The sequence below is a fragment of the Herbaspirillum sp. genome (genome assembly GCF_017744395.1).
Classification (GTDB): Bacteria; Pseudomonadota; Gammaproteobacteria; order Burkholderiales; family Burkholderiaceae_D; genus Herbaspirillum.
Genome location: NZ_JAGIBI010000006.1, coordinates 237,055 through 255,763, shown reverse-complemented (window position 1 = coordinate 255,763; position 18,709 = coordinate 237,055). Strand labels below are relative to the sequence as shown.

At 64.6% G+C, this 18,709-nt stretch carries 15 protein-coding genes; 6 read left to right on the top strand and 9 right to left on the bottom strand.

Annotation, left to right across the window (positions count from 1 at the left end; all coding sequences use genetic code 11):
- Positions 1 to 74: 74 nt before the first annotated feature.
- Both egtB and egtD read right to left on the bottom strand, forming a co-directional pair.
- Positions 75 to 1,400 (bottom strand): ergothioneine biosynthesis protein EgtB, encoded by a 1,326-nt coding sequence (gene egtB / locus J7548_RS16005; RefSeq protein ID WP_290976177.1) that lies wholly within the window; start codon positions 1,398 to 1,400, stop codon positions 75 to 77.
- Positions 1,401 to 1,411: 11 nt separating this feature from the next.
- Positions 1,412 to 2,377 (bottom strand): L-histidine N(alpha)-methyltransferase, encoded by a 966-nt coding sequence (egtD, locus tag J7548_RS16000; protein WP_290976668.1) that lies wholly within the window; start codon positions 2,375 to 2,377, stop codon positions 1,412 to 1,414.
- A gap of 359 nt (positions 2,378 to 2,736) precedes the next feature.
- Here egtD and J7548_RS15995 point away from each other — a divergent pair, with 359 nt between their 5' ends.
- The gene (locus J7548_RS15995) at positions 2,737 to 3,570 is read left to right on the top strand and encodes an IclR family transcriptional regulator C-terminal domain-containing protein (protein ID WP_290976665.1); all 834 of its coding nucleotides are present in this window, start codon (positions 2,737 to 2,739) and stop codon (positions 3,568 to 3,570) included.
- Positions 3,571 to 3,620: 50 nt separating this feature from the next.
- Here the strand turns inward: J7548_RS15995 and dapA are convergent, their stop codons facing one another.
- From dapA to J7548_RS15970, 5 genes are all read right to left on the bottom strand, one after another.
- Positions 3,621 to 4,532, bottom strand: coding sequence for a 4-hydroxy-tetrahydrodipicolinate synthase (gene dapA / locus J7548_RS15990; RefSeq protein WP_290976175.1), 912 nt, complete (start codon positions 4,530 to 4,532; stop codon positions 3,621 to 3,623).
- Between the two features lie 29 nt (positions 4,533 to 4,561).
- On the bottom strand, positions 4,562 to 6,352 hold the full coding sequence (locus J7548_RS15985; RefSeq protein ID WP_290976173.1) for an ABC transporter permease subunit: 1,791 nt from the start codon (positions 6,350 to 6,352) through the stop codon (positions 4,562 to 4,564).
- A 3-nt stretch (positions 6,353 to 6,355) separates the two neighbouring features.
- Positions 6,356 to 7,450, bottom strand: coding sequence for an ABC transporter ATP-binding protein (locus J7548_RS15980; RefSeq protein WP_290976170.1), 1,095 nt, complete (start codon positions 7,448 to 7,450; stop codon positions 6,356 to 6,358).
- Positions 7,451 to 7,530: 80 nt separating this feature from the next.
- A complete protein-coding gene (locus J7548_RS15975; protein WP_290976662.1) occupies positions 7,531 to 8,631 on the bottom strand; it encodes an ABC transporter substrate-binding protein in 1,101 nt (366 codons plus the stop codon).
- A 99-nt stretch (positions 8,632 to 8,730) separates the two neighbouring features.
- Positions 8,731 to 10,158 (bottom strand): FAD-binding oxidoreductase, encoded by a 1,428-nt coding sequence (locus tag J7548_RS15970; RefSeq protein WP_290976167.1) that lies wholly within the window; start codon positions 10,156 to 10,158, stop codon positions 8,731 to 8,733.
- A 315-nt stretch (positions 10,159 to 10,473) separates the two neighbouring features.
- On the opposite strand from J7548_RS15970, the gene J7548_RS15965 reads away from it, so the two are divergent.
- Complete coding sequence (locus tag J7548_RS15965; protein WP_290976164.1) at positions 10,474 to 11,592, top strand: NADH:flavin oxidoreductase/NADH oxidase; 1,119 nt, start codon at positions 10,474 to 10,476, stop codon at positions 11,590 to 11,592.
- Positions 11,593 to 11,659: 67 nt separating this feature from the next.
- On the opposite strand, the gene J7548_RS15960 is transcribed toward J7548_RS15965, so the two are convergent.
- Positions 11,660 to 12,298 carry a DedA family protein gene (locus J7548_RS15960; RefSeq protein WP_290976161.1) on the bottom strand — a complete coding sequence of 213 codons (639 nt, stop codon included), beginning with the start codon at positions 12,296 to 12,298 and terminating at the stop codon, positions 11,660 to 11,662.
- Positions 12,299 to 12,554: 256 nt separating this feature from the next.
- Here J7548_RS15960 and J7548_RS15955 point away from each other — a divergent pair, with 256 nt between their 5' ends.
- Positions 12,555 to 12,863, top strand: coding sequence for a hypothetical protein (locus J7548_RS15955; protein WP_290976159.1), 309 nt, complete (start codon positions 12,555 to 12,557; stop codon positions 12,861 to 12,863).
- A gap of 6 nt (positions 12,864 to 12,869) precedes the next feature.
- On the opposite strand, the gene J7548_RS15950 is transcribed toward J7548_RS15955, so the two are convergent.
- Positions 12,870 to 13,574, bottom strand: a complete 705-nt coding sequence (locus J7548_RS15950; protein ID WP_290976156.1) for a GntR family transcriptional regulator — start codon at positions 13,572 to 13,574, stop codon at positions 12,870 to 12,872.
- Positions 13,575 to 13,921: 347 nt separating this feature from the next.
- On the opposite strand from J7548_RS15950, the gene J7548_RS15945 reads away from it, so the two are divergent.
- From J7548_RS15945 to J7548_RS15935, 3 genes are all read left to right on the top strand, one after another.
- Positions 13,922 to 15,196 carry an ABC transporter substrate-binding protein gene (locus J7548_RS15945; protein WP_290976153.1) on the top strand — a complete coding sequence of 425 codons (1,275 nt, stop codon included), beginning with the start codon at positions 13,922 to 13,924 and terminating at the stop codon, positions 15,194 to 15,196.
- 97 nt (positions 15,197 to 15,293) lie between these two features.
- Positions 15,294 to 16,169 (top strand): branched-chain amino acid ABC transporter permease, encoded by an 876-nt coding sequence (locus J7548_RS15940; RefSeq protein WP_290976150.1) that lies wholly within the window; start codon positions 15,294 to 15,296, stop codon positions 16,167 to 16,169.
- Positions 16,170 to 16,179: 10 nt separating this feature from the next.
- Positions 16,180 to 18,702, top strand: a complete 2,523-nt coding sequence (locus J7548_RS15935; protein WP_290976146.1) for a branched-chain amino acid ABC transporter ATP-binding protein/permease — start codon at positions 16,180 to 16,182, stop codon at positions 18,700 to 18,702.
- Positions 18,703 to 18,709 lie beyond the last annotated feature (7 nt).

The following is an 18,709-nucleotide window of genomic DNA, read 5'->3' as shown; positions in this document are numbered from 1 at the left end:
GGCGACTGTTCCGCAAAAAAACGCCGACCTACAGGTCGGCGTTTTTCTTTGCGCCATCCGGCTGCGGTTTCAGGTCAAGCGGAACGCGCCAGCCGGATGCCGGTCGCCTGCCAGCGCGCATGCGCCGGAAAGAAGTTGCGGTAGGTCAGGCGCGCATGGTTCAGCGGCGTGGCGCTGGAAGAACCGCGCAGGACATACTGGTTCACCATGAACTTGCCGTTGTACTCCCCCACCGCGCCCGCAGGCGCCGCGTAACCCGGATACGGCCCGTAGCTGCTGCTGGTCCATTGCCAGGCCACCCCGAAGAATTCGCGGCCGCGCCCCTGCAGGCGGCCGGCGGCGTGCTCCCATTCGGCCTCCGTCAACAGCCGGGCGCCGGCCCAGCGCGCGTAGGCATCGGCTTCGTAGTAGGACAGGTGGACGGCGGCCAGGTGCGGCTCCAGCGGCAGCGGACCGTATTCGGTGAATTCGCTCCAGCCGTCCGGACCGCGCCGCCAATAGACCGGGCATTCCAGCCCGAGCTGCTTGCGCCATTCCCAGCCTTCGGACAGCCACAACGAAGCATCCCGGTAACCGCCCGCCTCGACGAAGGCGCGGTATTCGTCATTGTTCACCAGCCGCGATGCGCAATGGTAGGCTTCGATGAATTGCCGGTGGCGCGGCGTTTCATTGTCGAAGCAGAAGCCCTCCCCCGCGTAGCCGATCTCGGCCACTCCCGCCTCGATACGGTGCCACTCCAGCGGCAGTTGCACCGGCCCGGCGCTGCGCAAGGCCTCCGGCATTTCCTGGTAGGCCGGCTGCAGGGGGTTGATCGAGAACAGATGCTTGATATCGCTGAGCATCAGTTCCTGGTGCTGCTGCTCATGCTGCAAGCCCAGCTCCAGCAATGCCATGAATCCGGCCAGCTGCGCCTGCCAATCGGCATGCCCGGCGCCGGCATCCCGCTCGCCGGCTTCCAGCGCATCGATCAAGCGCAGCATGCGGCGGTCGACATCGGCGCGATACGCCTGCACCTCCTCCAGCGTGGGCCGCGTCAACAGGCCGCGCTGCGGACGCGGGAATTTGTCGCCGACACCATCGTAATAGGAGTTGTACAGCACGCGGAACTGCGGGTGGAAAGCGCGAAAGCCGTCCTCGAAACGTTCCAGGATGAAGGTTTCGAAAAACCAGGTGGTATGCGCCAGATGCCACTTGATGGGGCTGGCATCCGGCATCGACTGCGCACAGCAGTCCTCGGCCGACAACGGCCCGGCGATCGCCTGCGATTGCTGGCGCACGTGGCGGAAGCGGTCGCCCATGCGTGCGCGCGCGCGATGGTTCACCTCCTGGATGGCGGCTTCGATCACCGCATCGATGGCGGCATCCGTGCGCTCATCGGCGGCTCCGGTTTCATGGCGCATGATGATTCCCTTCAAACGTTTGCGCGTACCCGCGCATGGCATACCGCGAACCAGCGCTGCGCATCGCACCACATCCGCACTTCGCCGAAGCCGGCCTGTTCCAGCAGGTCGAGGATGTCCTGTTGCCGGAACTTGTAGCTGTTCTCGGTATGGATGCGTTCGCCCCGGGAGAAAGCGCGGCATCCGTCATCCCAATGCACCACCAGGTCGCGGCGCGCTTCAAGATGCATTTCCACCCGTTGCCGCGCGGCATTGTAGAAGCCTGCGTGCCGCCAGTCGCGCGTGTTGAAATCGGTGCCCAGCAGCCGGTTCACGTGGTTGAGCAAATTCAGGTTGAAAGCGGCCGTCACTCCCAGCTCATCGTCGTAGGCGGCATCGAGCACATCCGCATCCTTGACCAGATCCAGCCCCAGCAGTATCCCGCCGGCCTCGCCGATCTGCAGCGCATGGCGCATGCGGCGCAGGAAGGCCAGCGCTTGCTGCGCATCGAAGTTGCCCAGCGACGAGCCCGGATAAAAGAACAGCCGGCGGTCGCGCTGCACGGTCGCCGGCAAGTCGAGGGCGGCGGAAAAATCCATCGCCACCTCATGCATGGGAATACCGGGGAATGCCTGCCGCAGCCCCGCCACCGCTTCGCGCAGGAAATCGGCGGAAATGTCGATCGGCACATACTGGCGCGGCTTCAGGATCGGAAACAGGCGCGCCGCCTTGGCGCAGTTGCCCGCCCCCAGGTCGATCAGCGTGACGCCCGTGCCGACGACGGCGGCGATGTCGTCCGCGTGCTGCGCGAAGATGGCCGCCTCGGTACGGGTCGGATAGTATTCCGGCAACAGGCAGATGGCTTCGAACAGCTTGCTGCCCAACGGGTCGTAAAGATACTTCGGGGAAATGGCGGCATGCTCCGCCATCAGGCCGGCCTCGAGTTCCGCGCGGATATCCCGGTCTTCGGGCGACCGCTGCCAGGGCCGTTGGATCAATCGGGCGAGTTGGGACAAGCTGGTCTCCTTGCCGTAGATGCTGCGGTGGATAACACGATGGGCACGCTGGGACGATCCGGATCCGGGGCTGTGGAAGTACTGTAGCAGGGCTTTCTACCGAAGCAATATACAACGGGAAACCTCACGGGACACCCCGCGCTGCGCATCCGTGATGCCTGGCGGGACCGTCGATGAAGCGGTTTGACAGACGCATGAAGCTATCGACTTGGGCGCACCACAGTGGTTCACCGCTTTTCCAGGGATTTTCACATCGCCGTCCAAGACACTAATCGTCAACGGAGAAGCTATAATTGAAGTACGATCATGATCATCGTATGACAATAGACTTCAGCAAGCCCATGCCCAAACGCCCCTCAGAACCGGCGCCAGCCAAACCCGAACGCGACCGCAGAGCCGGCCGTTCCACGCTGTTCATCGGTTCGACGGAAAAGACGTTCCAGGTGCTCCACACTTTCGACGGTCCCAACCGCCACATGAGCCTGGGCGACATCGCCCGCGCCTCGGGCCTGGACCGCAGCGCCACGCAACGCGTGGTGCATACGCTGGAAGAACTGGGCTACCTGTGCCGCGTGCCGGACACCCGCAACTACGGCCTGACCAGCAAGGTGCTGCAGTTTTCCTACAACTACATCCGCGCCAACGAGCTGGTCGACAAGGCCTCGCCCTACCTGCTCGACATCAGCCGCCACATCGGCGAGACCACCAACCTGCTGGAGCTGGACGACCATGAAATCGTGTTCGTGGCGCGCTTCCCCGGCAAGCACCTGGTCAATATCGACATCGTGGTCGGCGCACGCCTGCCGGCCATGTTCACGGCCTCCGGCAACGCCATCCTGTCGCGCCTGCCGGAAGCCCGCGTCAAGGACATCCTCTCGCGCACCAGGCTGGAACCGATGACGCCTTTCACCCAGACCGATCCCAACAAGCTGCTGGAACGCATCCGCCAGGCGGCCCGCCGCGGCTACGCGGTCATCGAGAACGAGACCGTGCTGGGCGATATTTCGGTGGCCGCCCCCATTACCGACCACGGCGGTACGCCGGTGGGCGCGATCAATATCTCGGTGCCGACCACGCGCTGGACATTGGAGCGCGTCGAGAACGAACTGGCGCAGCATGTCCAGGTTGCCGCCACGTCGATTTCCAAATCCCGCCTGCAAAGCTTCCAGCGCTGAAAAAAACAGGCAGGCGCCGCCTGCCTGTCTTCCTGCTATCGCAAACCGCCTCAGGCACTCTTCGGAAACTCGAAGATGCCCAACTGCTTCTGCAACTCCTCGCGCATGCGCGCAGCCAGCCCGGCATCGGGCTGCACCAGCGGCGCCAGCAATTCCGGCGCATTCACGCCGATCAGGTCCATTACCGCTTTCATCGGCCCCGGATTGGTTTCGGCGAAGGCCATGTTCATCAGCGGGATCAGCGAGCGGTGTACGGCAATCGCCTCCGCCGTCTTGCCCTCGGCCGCCAGCCGGTAGATGCGCTGCCAGGCGCTGGGCAGCAGCGAGGCCGTGACGATGATGCCGCCGCGCGCGCCGGCGGCCATGTGCAGCGGGAACAGCGTATCTTCGCCGCTGAGCACGGCGAAGGAATCGTCCACGCCGGCCACTGTGCGCAGGAAATGCCACATGTCGGTGTTGCAAGCCTTCATGCCGATGATGCGCTCATGGCGCGACAGTTCGTGCAGCACTTCCGGCGCGATGGCGATGCGGGTGCGATAAGGAATCTCATAGATCAGGATCGGCACCGGCGACTCGTCGGCATAGCGCAGGAAATAGTCGCGGATGCCGATCTGGGTCGGATTGGTGTAATACGGCGTCAGCACCAGCAAGGCATCGGCGCCGGCCGCAGCCAGTTCGCGGCCGGAACCGATGGCATCGTGATAGCCCGGATCGAGCACGCCGGCGATCACCGGCACGCTACCATTGGTCTCCCCCGCGGTGGCCTCCACCATGCGCACGCGCTGGGCGCGCGACAGCGCGCCGTATTCGCCGGTGCCGCCCAGCGGCAGGATGCCGTTGATGCCTTGCTTCAACAGGAAACGCAGCAAGGCGCGCGCGGCATCGACATTGACGGTGTCGTCGGCATTGACCGGCGTCGGGATCGCGGGCATGACGCCCTTGAGGTTGGAAGCGGAAATCATGTCTTGTCCTTTCTGATATTCCAATAAATTCAGGATGCCAGGCCGCGGCGGCGCAGCCGGTCAGCGGCGGAGATGAGGAGCGTGATGAAGGCGAACAGGCAGGTCGACACGGCGGCGATCACCGGCGAGATCTGCATCGTGGTTTCATCCCAGAATTGCTTGGGCAGCGTGGTGGAGAGGCCGCCGGTGGTAAACAACGCGATCGTCAGCTCGTCGAAGGAAGTCGCGAAGGCGAACAGGAACGACGACAGCATGCCCGCGCTCAGGATCGGCAAGGTCACGCGGCGCAGCGTCGCCAGCGGGCTCGCGCCCATGCTGTAGGCGGCCTGGTCCAGGCGCGTGTCGTAGTTGCGCAGCACCGCCATCATGGTGATCACCACGTAGGGCACCGCCACCACCGTATGCGCCAGCATCAGGCCGAACGACGACCCCACCAGCCCGATGCGGGCGAAGAAATAGAACACGCCGACCGCCAGGATCATGCGCGGCACGATCATCGGCGCCAGCACCAGCGCCAGCATCCCGGCCTTGCCGCGGCCGCTGCCGCGCACCAGCAGGAAGGCCATCGGCGTGCCGATCAGCATCGACAGCACGCCGGTGCCCAGGCCCACCAGCATGGAACGGGCGATCGCATCCATCCACAGCGGCGACTCGAATACCTGGTAGTACCACTGCAGCGAAAAGCCGCGCGGCGGCCAAGCCAGCCCGGAAGCCGAATCGAACGACAGCGGGATCATCATGAAGGCCGGCGCGCTCAAAAACACCAGCAGCAGGATCACCGCATAGCGCAGCACGGCGCCGCCGGATTGGCCGGCAACCGCGCCGCGGCGGCGCGCGAACGGCGACAGCAGCGCATCGGTGGCGTTTCCCAGCGTGGCGAGGATGGCATTGCCGGCGCGGCGCATCAGCGCGTTGCCGCCGGAAGGCTTGGCTGCCGCGCCGCCGCCGGCCATGGTCGACAGGCCGACCATGCGGTCGTACACGGCGAACACCGCCAGCACCACTACCAGCAGCAGCACCGAGATGGCGCCGGCGAAACCCCAGTTCAGCGCCTGCATCACCTGGTCGATGATGAGCTGCGTGATCATGGTTTCATGCCGCCCGCCCAACAGGGCCGGGGTGATGAAGAAGCCGATCGCCGTGACGAACACCATCAGCGCGCCGGACGCCACGCCCGGCAGCGACAAGGGAAAGTACACGCGCCAGAACGCGGTGCCGGGACGCGCGCCCAGCGTCGATGCCGCGCTCGGCAGGCGGCGGTCGATATTCTCCATCACCGACAGCATGGTCAGCGCCGCCAGCGGCATCAGCGCATGCACCATGCCGACCACCACCGCCGGCAGGTTGTAGAGCAGGTTGATCGGCGTATCGATGATGCCCAGCGTCTTGAGGCACCAGTTGATGACGCCGTTGCGTCCCAGCAGCACCACCCAGCCGAAGGTGCGCACCAGGAAACTGGTCCAGAACGACAGCAGCACCCAGTACAGCAGGCGGTTCTTGCGCTTGCCAACGACGGTGGAGATCAGGAAGGCGACTGGGTAACCGAACAAGACCGAGAACAGCGTCGTCAGCAGCGACACCTTGAGCGTGATCAGCAGCACTTCGACGTAGACCGGCGAAGCGAACAGCTTGCGGTATTCGGCGAGGGTGAAACCGCTGTCGTTCCTGATGGAGAGCATCAGCAGCTGCCCCACCGGATAGGCCAGCAGCACCAGCAGCAGGATCAGCAGCGGCGCCGACATCAGCGCCGGGCGCAGCCAGGGGCGCCAGCGTGCGGAAGGCGCGGCGACCGGCGCGGAATGGGATACGGATGGTTTCATGGCTTACCCCAGGATCGCGACGGCGTCTTCCGGTTTCCACGACAGCGTGATCGGCTGCCCCATCTGATGACGGTTGCCCGCGCGATTTGTGGGATAAGCCGCCACCACCACCGGCGCGCCGGCATCGGTGTCCTTCAGGTAGAGCTTGGTCATGCCGCCGGTCACCATCACATCCATCAGCTTGCCTTGCAGCGTCGGCCCGGCAACGTCCGCCGGCGGCGCATCGTGCACGGTGACGTTCTGCGGGCGGATCATCACCTTGACCGTGTCGCCGGCCTTGATGGCGGCGTCGTAGGCCATCGCCTCGCCCATGTCGCGTCCCTGCACGGCGATGCGCACGCGCTCGCCCTGGCGCGCGCCGACCTTGGCTTCCAGCAGGTTCGACTCGCCCAGGAAGTCGGCCACGAAAGCGCTGCGCGGACGGAAGTACAGGTCGTCCGGGCTGCCCAGTTGGGCGATGGCGCCGGCGTTCATCAGGCAGATGCGGTCGGACATGGTCATCGCCTCTTCCTGGTCGTGCGTGACGTAGACGATGGTCGTGCCCAGCTCGCGGTGGATGCGCTTGATCTCCAGTTGCATGTGGTCGCGCAGTTTCTTGTCCAGCGCGCCCAGCGGTTCGTCCATCAGGATGATGGAGGGCCGGTACACCATGCAGCGCGCCAGCGCGATGCGCTGCTGCTGGCCGCCGGACAGCTCGCGCGGATAGCGCCCCGCCACGTGCGGCAGGTGCACCATTTCCAGCGCTTCCATCACCTTCTTGCTGGCGCTAGCCGCATCGACCTTGCGCATCTGCAGCGGGAAGGCGATGTTCTCCGCCACCGACATGTGCGGGAACAGCGCGTAGTTCTGGAACACCATGCCGATGTCGCGCTCGTAGGGCGCGCCGTAGGTGACGTCGGCGCCGTTGATGGCGATGCTTCCCTCATCCGGCTGCGCCAGCCCGGCAATCAGGCTGAGCAAGGTAGTCTTGCCGGAGCCGCTCGGCCCCAGCAAGGTAAGGAATTCGCCCTGGGCGACGTCGAGGTCGGTCGGCGCGAGCGCGACGAAATCCCCGTAGCGTTTGCACAGGCCCGAGATGCGGAGGTTGGAGGCTGACATGATGTGGCGCTCTTACTGACGATTCGTACTGACGATTGATCGGTGGGGCCCGGGCTGCGGCGACTCCAGGCCCCGCGGGCTCAGCCCAGGACCCAGCGGTTGAAACGCTCCAGCGCCGCGCTCTGGTTCTGCAGCCAGTACTGGGCATCGATCTGCACGCCGCTCTTCATGTTCTCCGGGAAGGTCGGCGAGTTCCTGGCGATCTCCGGCTTGACGTAGTTGAAGCCTTCCGGCTGGGTCATCCCGGCCGGGAAGAAGTTGGTCAGCGCGGCCTGGCGTTTGGGATCGCTGGCAAACTTGATGAATTCGCGGCAGGCGGCGGCGTTGGGCGTGCCTTTCAGGATCGCCCAGCTGTCGCAGCCCCAGATGTTCTGGTTCCAGACGATACCGACCGGCGCGCCGTTGGCCATGGCCGATTGCGCGCGCGAGGCCCAGGTCGCCACCATGTCCACTTCGCCCGAGGTCAGCATCTGCTCGACCTGGGCGCCGGTGGTCCACCACACGTCCACGTTCTTGGCGATCTTGCCCAGGCTGTTCAAGGCGCGGTCGATGTCGCAGGGATAGACCTTCCCTGGCTGCACGCCGTCGGCCATCAGCGCCTCCTCGATGGTGTCGAACGGGTACTTGCGCAAGGCGCGGCGGCCGGGGAAGTCCTTGACGTTCCACATGTCGGCCCACGAGTTGGGCGCCTTCCTGCCCTTGAAGGCATCGGCGCGGTAAGCCAGCACCGTGGTGTAGACGTTATGGCCGACGCCGAACGGACTCATGTATTGCTTCGGGATCTTGGCGATCACCGGATCCGATTCCAGGCCGTGGCGCTCCAGGTATTCCTTGCCGCCCGAGGTCAGCAGCAGGATGGCCGGCTGGCTGACCTTGGCCATGTCCCAGGTGTAGGCGCCGGCATCGACCATGCTCTTGATCTGCGCGGTCGGCTCGGCGGTGGCCTGTACGCCGACCACTTCGATGCCGGTTTTCTCGCGGAAGGGCTTGAAGAACACCTCGGTATAGGCCTTGGTGTAGATGCCGCCGTCATCGCGCACGACGATGCGCTTGGTGGCGGCGCGCGACGGCGTCCAGATGAACGGGAACGATGCCGCCACGGCGCCGGCGGCGGCGGTCTTGATGGCATTGCGGCGGCCGGGGTTTTCTACTGCGCCGATTGCGGTTTCTTTCTGTTTCATCATGGTCTCCATAAAGGAAAGGATGGAATGGGAGAACCGGTAGGATCGGTGCGCGATGCCGGCCGGGTACTGCGTTACGGGTACGAATAAAGGCTTGGCTCAGGGCAGCAGGCGGCCCGGGTTCATCAGGTTGGCCGGATCCAGCGCCTGCTTGACGCTTCTCATCAGGGCCAGCTCCACCGGCGACTTGTAGTGCGCCATCTCCGGCAAGCCGGTCTGGCCCACGCCGTGTTCGGCGCTGAAGGTGCCGCCCAGCGCATGCGCCTGTTCGTTGACGCAGTGGCGCATGTGCTTGCCCATCCGGTCGGGATCGGGCAGCGCCTTCCAGGCGTCGAAACTGAACATGGGAATGAAATGGATATTGCCGTCGCCGACATGGCCGACGATGATGATGTCCAGGCCGGGCGCCTCGGCATGCACGGCAGCGGTGGCGCGCTCGATGAAAGCGGGCACTGCCGAGACCGGCACCGCGCAATCGGTCGACAGGCCGATGCCTTCCTTCTTGTTGGCCTCGCTCACGCTATGGCGGATTTCCCACAGCGCGGCGCGCTGGGCATCGCTGCTGGCGATGACGGCATCGGCCACCAGCCCCTCTTCCATCGCCTGCTCCAGCACTTGCTGCAGCACCTGTTCCAGTTCTTCCGCGCCCTGGGTGTCGGCCAGCTCCACCAGGACATGCCAGGCATGCATGGCGGCCAGCGGGTTGCGGCGGTCGGGAACGTTCTTGATCACCAGTTGCAACTGGCGGTCGTTCATCATTTCGTAGGCTGACAGGCGCGAGCCGCATGCCTGCTGGAACAGGCCCAGCACCTTCAGCGCGGCCCCAACATCGGTGGGCGCAAACCAGGCCATCGCGTGATGCGTCGGCAAGGGATGCAGCTTCAGGGTGGCGGCGGTGATGATGCCCAGCGCGCCTTCGGCGCCGATGAACAGGTGCTTCAGGTCGATGCCGGTATTGTCCTTGCGCAGCGCGCGCAGGCCATCCCAGATGCTGCCGTCGGGCAGCACCACTTCCAGCCCGAGCACGTTGTCGCGGGTATTGCCATAGCGCAGCACGCCGGTGCCACCGGCGTTGGTGGCAAGCGTGCCGCCGATCTGGCAGGAGCCTTCCGCCCCCAGGCTGACCGGATACAGGCGCTGCGCGTCGGCAGCGGCATCCTGCACCGTCTTGAGGATGCAGCCGGCCTCGACCACCATGGAGTTGTTGGCGGGATCGATCTGGCGGAGCCTGCGCATGCGGGAAAGATTGACGATGACCGGCGGCGGCCCCGACTTCTGCGGCACCGCGCCGCCGCACAGGCTGGTGTTGCCGCCTTGCGGCAGTACGGCCACGCCGCGCGCGGCGCAAGCCTTGACCACGGCCGCCACCTGTTCGGTCGTGGACGGCAGCGCCACGCACAAGGCCGGGCCTTTGAAGCGTGCGCGCCAATCCTCCGTATAGCCGCTCGTCTCGGCCTCGGAAACCAGCACGGCGCCGGCCCCCAATTCCGATTGCAAATACGCGACCAATTCCTTGCCTGCGTCCATACGTCATCTCCTGAGAACCTGTCTGAAAGGTCCTGATGCATGTACCTGTGAGCGTCTTTTTTTATGCAAATTGTTGGAAGCAAGAATAGAAGAACAAAAATCGCATGTAAATATAAATAATCGCATTTCAATTATAAATATTGCGATAAATATTTTTAATAATTAAATCAATGATTTAATTGATCAACAGAATTGTCTGGATTCTGCAAATACCCGGAATCGAAGAAAAAGAGCCTCCCGACGCGAACTTGAAAAATCCAATAGACTGCCGCTTTACCTTGACCGCCAGACGGTAGCCACCACAGGAGTTTTCCGATGAGCAGCAAACTGTTTTCGCCCCTGACCTTGCGCGGCGTCACCCTGCCCAACCGCATCGCGGTCTCGCCGATGTGCCAGTACTCGGCGCAAGACGGCTTCGTCAACGACTGGCACCTGGTCCACCTCGGCAGCCGCGCCGTCGGCGGCGCCGGCACCGTGATCATGGAGGCCACCGCCGTGGTGCCGGAAGGCCGCATTACTTCGGCCGACCTCGGCATCTGGAAAGATGAGCACATCTCGCCCCTGCAGCGCATCACCCGCTTCATTGAACAGCAGGGCTCGGTGCCGGGTGTACAGCTGGCGCACGCCGGCCGCAAGGCCAGCGCACTGCGCCCCTGGGACGGCACGCCCGGCAGCGTGTCGGTGGCCGAAGGCGGCTGGCTGCCGGTAGGCCCGTCGGCGCTGGCCTTCGACACCACCTACACCGAGCCGCATGCACTGAGCATCGATGAAATCAAGGGCCTGGTGCAAGCCTTCGCCGATGCCGCCATCCGCGCGCACAAAGCGGGCTTCAAGGTGATCGAACTGCACGGCGCGCACGGCTACCTGGGCCACGAATTCCTCTCCCCCTTCAGCAACAAGCGCACCGACCAATACGGCGGCTCGTTCGAGAACCGCATCCGCTTCCTGCTGGAAGTGACCGCCGCGGTACGCGCGGTATGGCCCGACGAGCTGCCGCTGCTGATGCGTCTGTCGGCCACCGACTGGGCCGAAGGCGGCTGGACGCCGGACGAGACCGTGGCGCTGTCGGCGCGCCTGCGCGAACTGGGCGTCGACCTGATCGACGTCTCCAGCGGCGGCAACCTGCCCAGCGCCGCGATCCCGGTCGGCCCCGGCTACCAGACCGAATTCGCCGCGCGCGTGAAGGCCGAAGCCAAGGTCGCCACCGGCACCGTGGGCATGATCACCGACGCGATGCAAGCCGAGCACGTGCTGCGCACCGGCCAGGCCGACCTGGTGCTGCTGGCGCGCGAACTGCTGCGCGATCCCTACTGGCCGCTGCATGCGGCCGACCAGTTGCGCGAGAACGTGGCGTGGCCGCCGCAGTACGTACGGGCGGCATCGAGCAAGACGCCGCTGCGCCCGGATGTGGATTACGGCGCCGAACTGGACTGATCCGCTATGGACGAAAAAAAACCACCGTTTTCACGCGGTGGTTTTTTTATGCTTGCAGCCCAGCTCATCAGGAGCGGCGGCGCTGCCGGACATACTCGATGATTCCCGGCAGGATCGACAGGAACACGATCGCCACAATCAGCAGGCTCAGGTTCTGCTTGACGATGGGCAGGTTGCCGAAGAAATAGCCGGCATACGAAAAGCTGGCCACCCAGGCGATGCCGCCCACCACGTTGTACATGAAGAACCTGGGATAGGTCATTGCGCCCACGCCCGCCACGAAGGGCGCGAAGGTGCGCACGATGGGCGCGAAGCGGGCAATGATGATGGCCTTGCCGCCGTGCTTTTCGAAGAAGGCATGGGTCTTGTCCAGATACTCCTTCTTGAAGATCCGCGAGTTCGGGTTGTCGAACACCTTCAGCCCCACCATCTTGCCGATCTGGTAGTTGGTGCTGTCGCCGAGGATGGCGGCCACGATCAGGGTCAGCGCCATCAGGTGGATATCGTAGGCGCCGGTGGCGGCCAGCGCGCCGGTCACGAACAGCAGCGAATCGCCGGGCAGGATGGGCGTGACCACCAGGCCGGTTTCGCAAAAGATGATCAGGAACAGGATCAGGAACAGCCAGGGGCCGTAGGATGCCGCCAGCTCCGCGAGGTGGCGGTCGATGTGAACGATGAAGTCGACAAGAAACAGAAGAATATCCATGACGCCCGGCTGAAAAGGAAAACGGCATTGTACCAACAGCCCGCCTGCGCCCCGCCATTGCTTGTGCTGCGAGGCATTCGGCCATCCTCCAGCTTTGCAAAGCCGCACTCACCCAATCTTACGTTTCTTTACCGGCCTTCCCCCGCAAGTTGTCGGGCCGCCTTCCGATACCTGATGCAAGCAACGGCGCTACGGCATTGCCAATGCGCGGCCGCGATGGCGAGCCTTTTTTCTATCCGGACAACTGGAGCTGATCATGAAAAGCAAACTTCTGACGATGCTGGACAAGACCCTCGACGCCCTGCCGATGACCGGCGCCGCGATTGGAGTGACGGTGCTGGCGTGCGTATTCTCGGGCACCCTGCGCGACATCCTGCAGCGCGCCGACCTCGACCTGCTGGCCGGCGCCGTCGCGCTGCTGCCACTGTCGGTGGTGCTGCTGGCCTGCGGCTACGGCATGCGCGCCAATCCCGCCAAACGCGAGGAACGCCTCCAGCGCAAGCAGCAACTGGAACGCCGCAAAGCGATGCTGCGCGCCACCTACGACCTCGACAACCTGCGCTGAGAATACTCAATCAGGCAGGCCATCTCCTGCCAGGATCATTTGCGCGGCGCTCAACAGATCGCCTGAGAGGCCCTCGCGCGCCTTCTCCGGCGAACCTTCCTGCAGCCCCTTCAACAATACGCCGTGGTGGAACAAGGCCGGCGCTTCCGACAAGCGACGCGAACCGGCGCGCAGGTCGAGGTTGATCACCGGCCCCACCTGCAGCCACAAACCCTCGATCAGCGCCACCAGCGTCGGCATGCCCGAGCCCTGGTAGGCAGCGAAATGCAGTTCCTTGTTCTGGCGGATGAGCAAGTCCACATTGGGCTTCTTGCGGTGCATTTCCACGCACAGGCTGTCGTGCAGTTCTGCCACTTCCTTCAGGCCGTCCGGACTGATGTTGGCGGCCGCATGCTCCACCGCCAGGCCTTCCAGCGCCAGGCGGATCTTGAGCAGCTCGCGGAACTTACCCTTGGTCATCAGCGGCACCCGCATGGCGCGGTTGGGCAGGATTTCCAGCGCGCCTTCGGCGGCCAGCTGGCGTACCGCCTCGCGCACCGGCATCGGGCTGGTGCCCAGGGCGTCGGACAGCCCCTTCAATGTCAGTTTCTGCCCCGGCCGCACCTGGCCGGCCTGGATCAGCTCGCATAAATCCTGGTACACCCGCTCGGAGAGCGTGGCGTGCTGGATCTTGCGCATATTGGAAAGGTCGGCGAGTAAGGTCGGATCCATGACGATACGTGAAAAATTTTCGCGGATTATACAGTGGCTATATAGCCCCCCTGCATTACGGCCCATCCGTCAGGCAGGAAGCGGCTCCCCGGCCGGCACGAGTGGGCCGCGCCCGGGACGCACGCGGCTACGCTCCCGGTTGACGCCTTAGATTCTATCGAATACATTTGATCACATGTCAAATAAATGACATCGGCAGGACAAAAACAGATCCGCATGCCCACTTCGCGGCCTCGCGTTCTCCCCTTCTGCCGTAACACAAGCCGGCGCCAGTCCGGCTGCAACGCTCAAAAAAAGCAGTTCCCACGAGACACCGGCGCCAGCCGGACATTTAGGAGAATCGCACCATGGAGCAAGACCAGAACAAAGACGGCAACGAGATCGCCTCGCCCCGCCGCCGCACCATCCTCAAGGCCGGTGCCGCCGCGGCAGGCGCTTCGGCGCTGGGTTTCCCGGCGATCGTGAAGGCCCAGTCGGACAAGATCATCATCGGCCACCTGACGCCGCGCACCGGTTTCCTCGGCCCGATGGGCGAGTATGCGGTGATGAGCATGAACCTCGCGGTGGAAGAGCTGAACAAGGCCGGCGGCCTGCTGGGACGGCAAGTCACGCTGGTCTCGGAAGACTCGGTCAACCCGCCGACCGCATCCAGCAAGGCGCAGCGCCTGCTGGAGCGCGACGGCGCCGCGCTGCTGATCGGCGAGATTTCCTCGGCCTCGGCGCTGGGCATCGCCCAGGTCGCCCAGCGCAATCGCAAACTGTTCATGAACAGCGGCTGTAACTCGGATGAGCTGCGCGGCAAGAGCTGTAACAAGTTCATGTTCCACGTCGAGGCGGCCAACTCCACATATGTCAAGGCCTGCGGCCGCACGCTGCTGCAAAACGGCCTGATCAAGGGCAAGAAGCTGTACGCGCTGACCGCCGACTACGCATTCGGCCACGACCTGTTGCGCACCGCCAAGATTTTCGTCTCCGCCAATGGCGGCACCATCGCCAACGATGAGCTGGTGCCCACCGACGCCACCGACTTCAGCCCCTATCTCCTGAAGATCCGCCAAGCCAAGCCGGACCTGGTGATCTCCAACCTGGCCGGCAACCAGATCACCAACTTCATCAAGCAGTACTCCGAATTCGGCCTGCCCTTCCCGATGTCCGGTTTCGGCTTCGACACCGTGGCCGCCTGGGGCGCCGGCGCCGACAACTTCGCCGGCACCTGGCCCACCACTTGGCACCACGACGTCGATGCGCCGTCGGCCAAGGCCTTCGTCGCCGCCTTCACCAAGAAGTACGGCAAGCCGCCCGAGAACCAGGCCTGGGGCGAATACGTATGCTTCCGCTCGGTGGTGCAGGCGATCACCGAAACCAAGTCGCTCGACACCATGAAGCTGATCGAGTACTTCGAGAAGGGCGCGCCGATCGACGCGCTCAAGGCCCGCAAAGGAACCTACCGCGCCTGGGACCACCAGTTGCTGCAGGAGATGTACACGCTGTCGCCTAAACCCAAGGGCAAAGCAAAAGACCAGTGGGACTTCCTGCAGCTCGGCCCTTCGGTGCCGGGGCCGAACGAATCGCTGGAATCGATCGCGCCGACGATGCAAGAGAACGCCTGCAAATTCACCTGATCCGCCATTACGATAACGCCGCCGTTCCGGCCTTGGCTGGAGCGGCGGGCCGCGCTTTCCCCGATACGAAGTCGAATCGCGCCTCATCGGAGCATCAATGCAAATCGTTTTCCTGCTGGAACAAATACTCAACGGCCTGCTGGTCGGCGGCTACTACCTGCTGATCGCGCTGGGCCTGTCGCTGATCTTCAGCCTGGGCGGCATCGTCAACCTGGCGCACGGCGCCTTCTACGCCATCGGCGCCTACCTGGCCGTGGAAATCACCAAGCACCTCGGCTTCTCCGGGGCGCTGCTGGTCTCGCCGGTGCTGGTGGCGCTGCTGGGCATCCTGTTCGAACGCTTCCTGCTGCGCCGTTTCTATTCGGCCGATCCCATCCTCGGCCTGCTGCTGACCTTCGGCCTATCGATGGTGGCCGAGCAATTGATCCGCATCGTCTGGGGCGCGTCGCCGCTGCCGGCCACCATCCCGTCCGCCTTCAAGGGGCAGATCATGGTCGGCGACTTCATGTACTCCAAGTACCGCCTGCTGATGCTGGCCACGGTGCTGGCGGCGCTGGTGCTGATCTGGCTGCTGCTCAACAAGACCTCCTTCGGCCGTGTGGTGCGCGCCGGCGTGCAAAAGCCCGACATGGTGGCGGTGCTGGGCATCAAGCTGCAGCCCTACATGACCGCCATCGTGATGCTGGGCGTGGGCCTGGCCGCCCTGGCCGGCGTGCTGTTCGCGCCGATCTCGGGCGTCCATCCGGCCATGGGCGCGGAGATCATGACCGCCGCCTTCGTGGTGGTGGTGATCGGCGGCCTGGGCAGTTTCTGGGGCGTGGTGCTGGCCGCGGTGCTGGTGGGCGTGGTGCGCGGCATCACCATCCAGTTCTACGCGCCGGCCGGCGAAGCCTCGATGTACCTGCTGATGCTGCTGGTGCTGATCTTCCGTCCGCGCGGCCTGTTGGGCGAGCGCATCGAACGTTTTGAATGACAGGCGGATCATGAACAAAAAATATCAACCCTTGGCTGTCGCGGCGGCCGCGCTCATCGTCACTCCCTTCGTGCTGCAACTGCTGGGCCTGACCACTACCTCGGCCACCGACGTGGTGATCTACGCGATCGCCGCCATGGGCCTGAACCTGCTGGTGGGCTACACCGGCCTGACCTCGTTCGGCCACGGCGCCTGGTTCGGCGTGGGCGCCTACGCGGCGGCGCTGTCGCAGAAATACTGGTTCCCCGGCCAGATCGTGCTGCCGCTGCTGTTCACGATCGCCTTCATTGCCGTCTGCGCGGCAGTGATCGGCTTCCTGATCCTGCGCCGGCGCGGCGTCTACTTCTCGCTGCTGACGCTGGCGCTGTCGGCCCTGACCTTCGCCATCGCCTTCCGCTGGACCGAGTTCACCGGCGGCGAATCGGGCCTGGGCGGCGTGATGCGCCCAATCATCGCCGGCATCGATCTCGACCAGTCGGTGCCTTATCTGGTCTTCGTCAGCGTGATCGCCTGGCTGGTGCTGTACTGCCTGCACCGGCTGATCCGCTCGCCCTTCGGCCACACCATCGTGGCCATCCGCGAGAACGAGCAGCGCGCCCGTTTCCAAGGCTACGCCACGATAGTCTACAAGCTGCAGATGTTCATCATCTCGGCCAGCGTCACCGGCCTGGCCGGCGCCCTGCTGGCCTTCCACCACCGCTTCGCCTCGGCCGAACCGACTTCGGTGGCTTTCTCCGGCGAGCTGCTGGCGATGGTGGTGATCGGCGGCATGCGCAGCTTCCTGGGCCCGGCCCTGGGCGCGCTGTTCTACATCCTGTTCCGCGAATGCCTGTCGATCTGGACCGAGAACTGGCTGCTGTGGTTCGGCCTGGCCTTCGTCGCCTTCATCCTGTTCTCGCCCACCGGCCTGGTCGGCATCTGGCAGCAGCTGCGCCGCCGCTTCAATCCACCGCCGGAAGTGGGCGCCGCCATGAGCGCGCGGCAGATCGTCGACGGCCTGCCGCTGCCGGCCTTCCTGCAGCCGCCGGCACAGCAAGGACTGGTGCTGGAAGCGAAAGACATTGAGATCCGCTTCGGCGGCATCCAGGCGGTAAAGAATGCGCAGATCGCATTGCATGCGGGCGAGATCCACGCGCTGATCGGCCCCAACGGCGCCGGCAAGACCACCACCTTCAACCTGATCTCCGGCATGTTCAAACCCAACGGCGGCACCGTGAAGCTCAACGGCGAAGAGATCCAGGGCCTGCCGCCCAGCCTGATCTGCCAACGCGGCCTGGCGCGCTCGTTCCAGATCACCAACCTGTTCAAGGGCCTGTCGATCTACGAAAACCTGCGGCTGTCGCTGCAGGCGCGCCACGCCTCGCGCTACAACATGTGGAAGGACGTCGACAGTTATCCTGAAATCCACGCCGAGACCGAGGAACTGATGCGCTTCCTCGGCCTGAAAGGCATCGACGAGATCGAAGGCGGCGCCCTCTCCTACGGCGGCCAGCGCCTGGTCGACCTGGGCATCGCGCTGGGCTCCAAGCCGCACGTGCTGCTGATGGACGAACCGCTGGCAGGTCTCGCCGCGGCCGAGCGCGAGCGCGTGTCGCGGCTGGTGAAGACCATCGCGTCCAACATCCCGGTGCTGATCGTCGAGCACGACATCGACCGCGTGCTGGGCTTTTCGCACAAGGTGACGGTGATGAACCAGGGCAGCGTGCTGATGGCCGGCACGCCCGACGAGGCGCGCGCCGACACCCGCGTGCAGGAAATCTACACCGGCCACGGCACGCCACCGGTCACCGGCCGGGTCGCCGGCGATGCACAGGAACGCCCGCAACTGCTGGCCTTCGAACAGGTCAACGCCTTCTACGGCAAGAGCCATATCCTCAACGACGCCACGCTGGAAGTGCGGCAAGGCGAGATCGTGGCGCTCTTGGGACGCAACGGCGCCGGCAAGTCGACCCTGCTCAAAGCCCTGACCGGCTTGCTCAAGCCCGCCTCCGGCTCGATCCGCTACAACGGCCGCGACATCGCCGGCATGAGCGCGCCCGACATCGCGCGCCTGGGCATCGGCTACGTGCCGCAAGGCCGCGGCCTGTTCGCCGGCATGACGGTGGCCGAGAACCTGGCGCTGGGCCGGCTGGCGCGCAAGACCGACGGCTCCGACGGCGTGGCCTGGAGCGAGGAAAAGATCTTCCACTATTTCCCGCGCCTGAAGGAACGCCTGCACAGCCACGCCGACTTCCTCTCCGGCGGCGAGCAGCAGATGGTGGCGGTGGCGCGCGCGCTGTCGGGCAACGTCAAGCTGCTGCTCCTGGACGAGCCGTTCGAAGGCCTGGCCCCGGCCGTGGTGCAGGAACTGTTCACGGTGTTCGACCAGTTGCGCAGCGAGGTTTCCATCGTCATCGTCGAGCACAACCTCGACCTGGTGCTGGCGCTGGCCGACCGCGTGTTCGCGCTGGAACGCGGCGCGGTGTTCCACACCGGCCCGGCAGAACCGCTGCTGACCGATCTGGCCTACCGCAAGAAAATTCTCTGGCTGTAATTTCCCT

Excerpts from the sequence above, each read along its gene's own strand:
- egtB (WP_290976177.1), bottom strand. The coding sequence starts at position 1,400 with ATGCGCCATGAAACCGGAGCCGCCGATGAGCGCACGGATGCCGCCATC.
- J7548_RS15995 (WP_290976665.1), top strand. The coding sequence starts at position 2,737 with ATGCCCAAACGCCCCTCAGAACCGGCGCCAGCCAAACCCGAACGCGAC.
- dapA (WP_290976175.1), bottom strand. The coding sequence starts at position 4,532 with ATGATTTCCGCTTCCAACCTCAAGGGCGTCATGCCCGCGATCCCGACG.
- J7548_RS15985 (WP_290976173.1), bottom strand. The coding sequence starts at position 6,352 with ATGAAACCATCCGTATCCCATTCCGCGCCGGTCGCCGCGCCTTCCGCA.
- J7548_RS15980 (WP_290976170.1), bottom strand. The coding sequence starts at position 7,450 with ATGTCAGCCTCCAACCTCCGCATCTCGGGCCTGTGCAAACGCTACGGG.
- J7548_RS15975 (WP_290976662.1), bottom strand. The coding sequence starts at position 8,631 with ATGAAACAGAAAGAAACCGCAATCGGCGCAGTAGAAAACCCCGGCCGC.
- J7548_RS15970 (WP_290976167.1), bottom strand. The coding sequence starts at position 10,158 with ATGGACGCAGGCAAGGAATTGGTCGCGTATTTGCAATCGGAATTGGGG.
- J7548_RS15965 (WP_290976164.1), top strand. The coding sequence starts at position 10,474 with ATGAGCAGCAAACTGTTTTCGCCCCTGACCTTGCGCGGCGTCACCCTG.
- J7548_RS15960 (WP_290976161.1), bottom strand. The coding sequence starts at position 12,298 with ATGGATATTCTTCTGTTTCTTGTCGACTTCATCGTTCACATCGACCGC.
- J7548_RS15955 (WP_290976159.1), top strand. The coding sequence starts at position 12,555 with ATGAAAAGCAAACTTCTGACGATGCTGGACAAGACCCTCGACGCCCTG.
- J7548_RS15950 (WP_290976156.1), bottom strand. The coding sequence starts at position 13,574 with ATGGATCCGACCTTACTCGCCGACCTTTCCAATATGCGCAAGATCCAG.
- J7548_RS15945 (WP_290976153.1), top strand. The coding sequence starts at position 13,922 with ATGGAGCAAGACCAGAACAAAGACGGCAACGAGATCGCCTCGCCCCGC.
- J7548_RS15940 (WP_290976150.1), top strand. The coding sequence starts at position 15,294 with ATGCAAATCGTTTTCCTGCTGGAACAAATACTCAACGGCCTGCTGGTC.
- J7548_RS15935 (WP_290976146.1), top strand. The coding sequence starts at position 16,180 with ATGAACAAAAAATATCAACCCTTGGCTGTCGCGGCGGCCGCGCTCATC.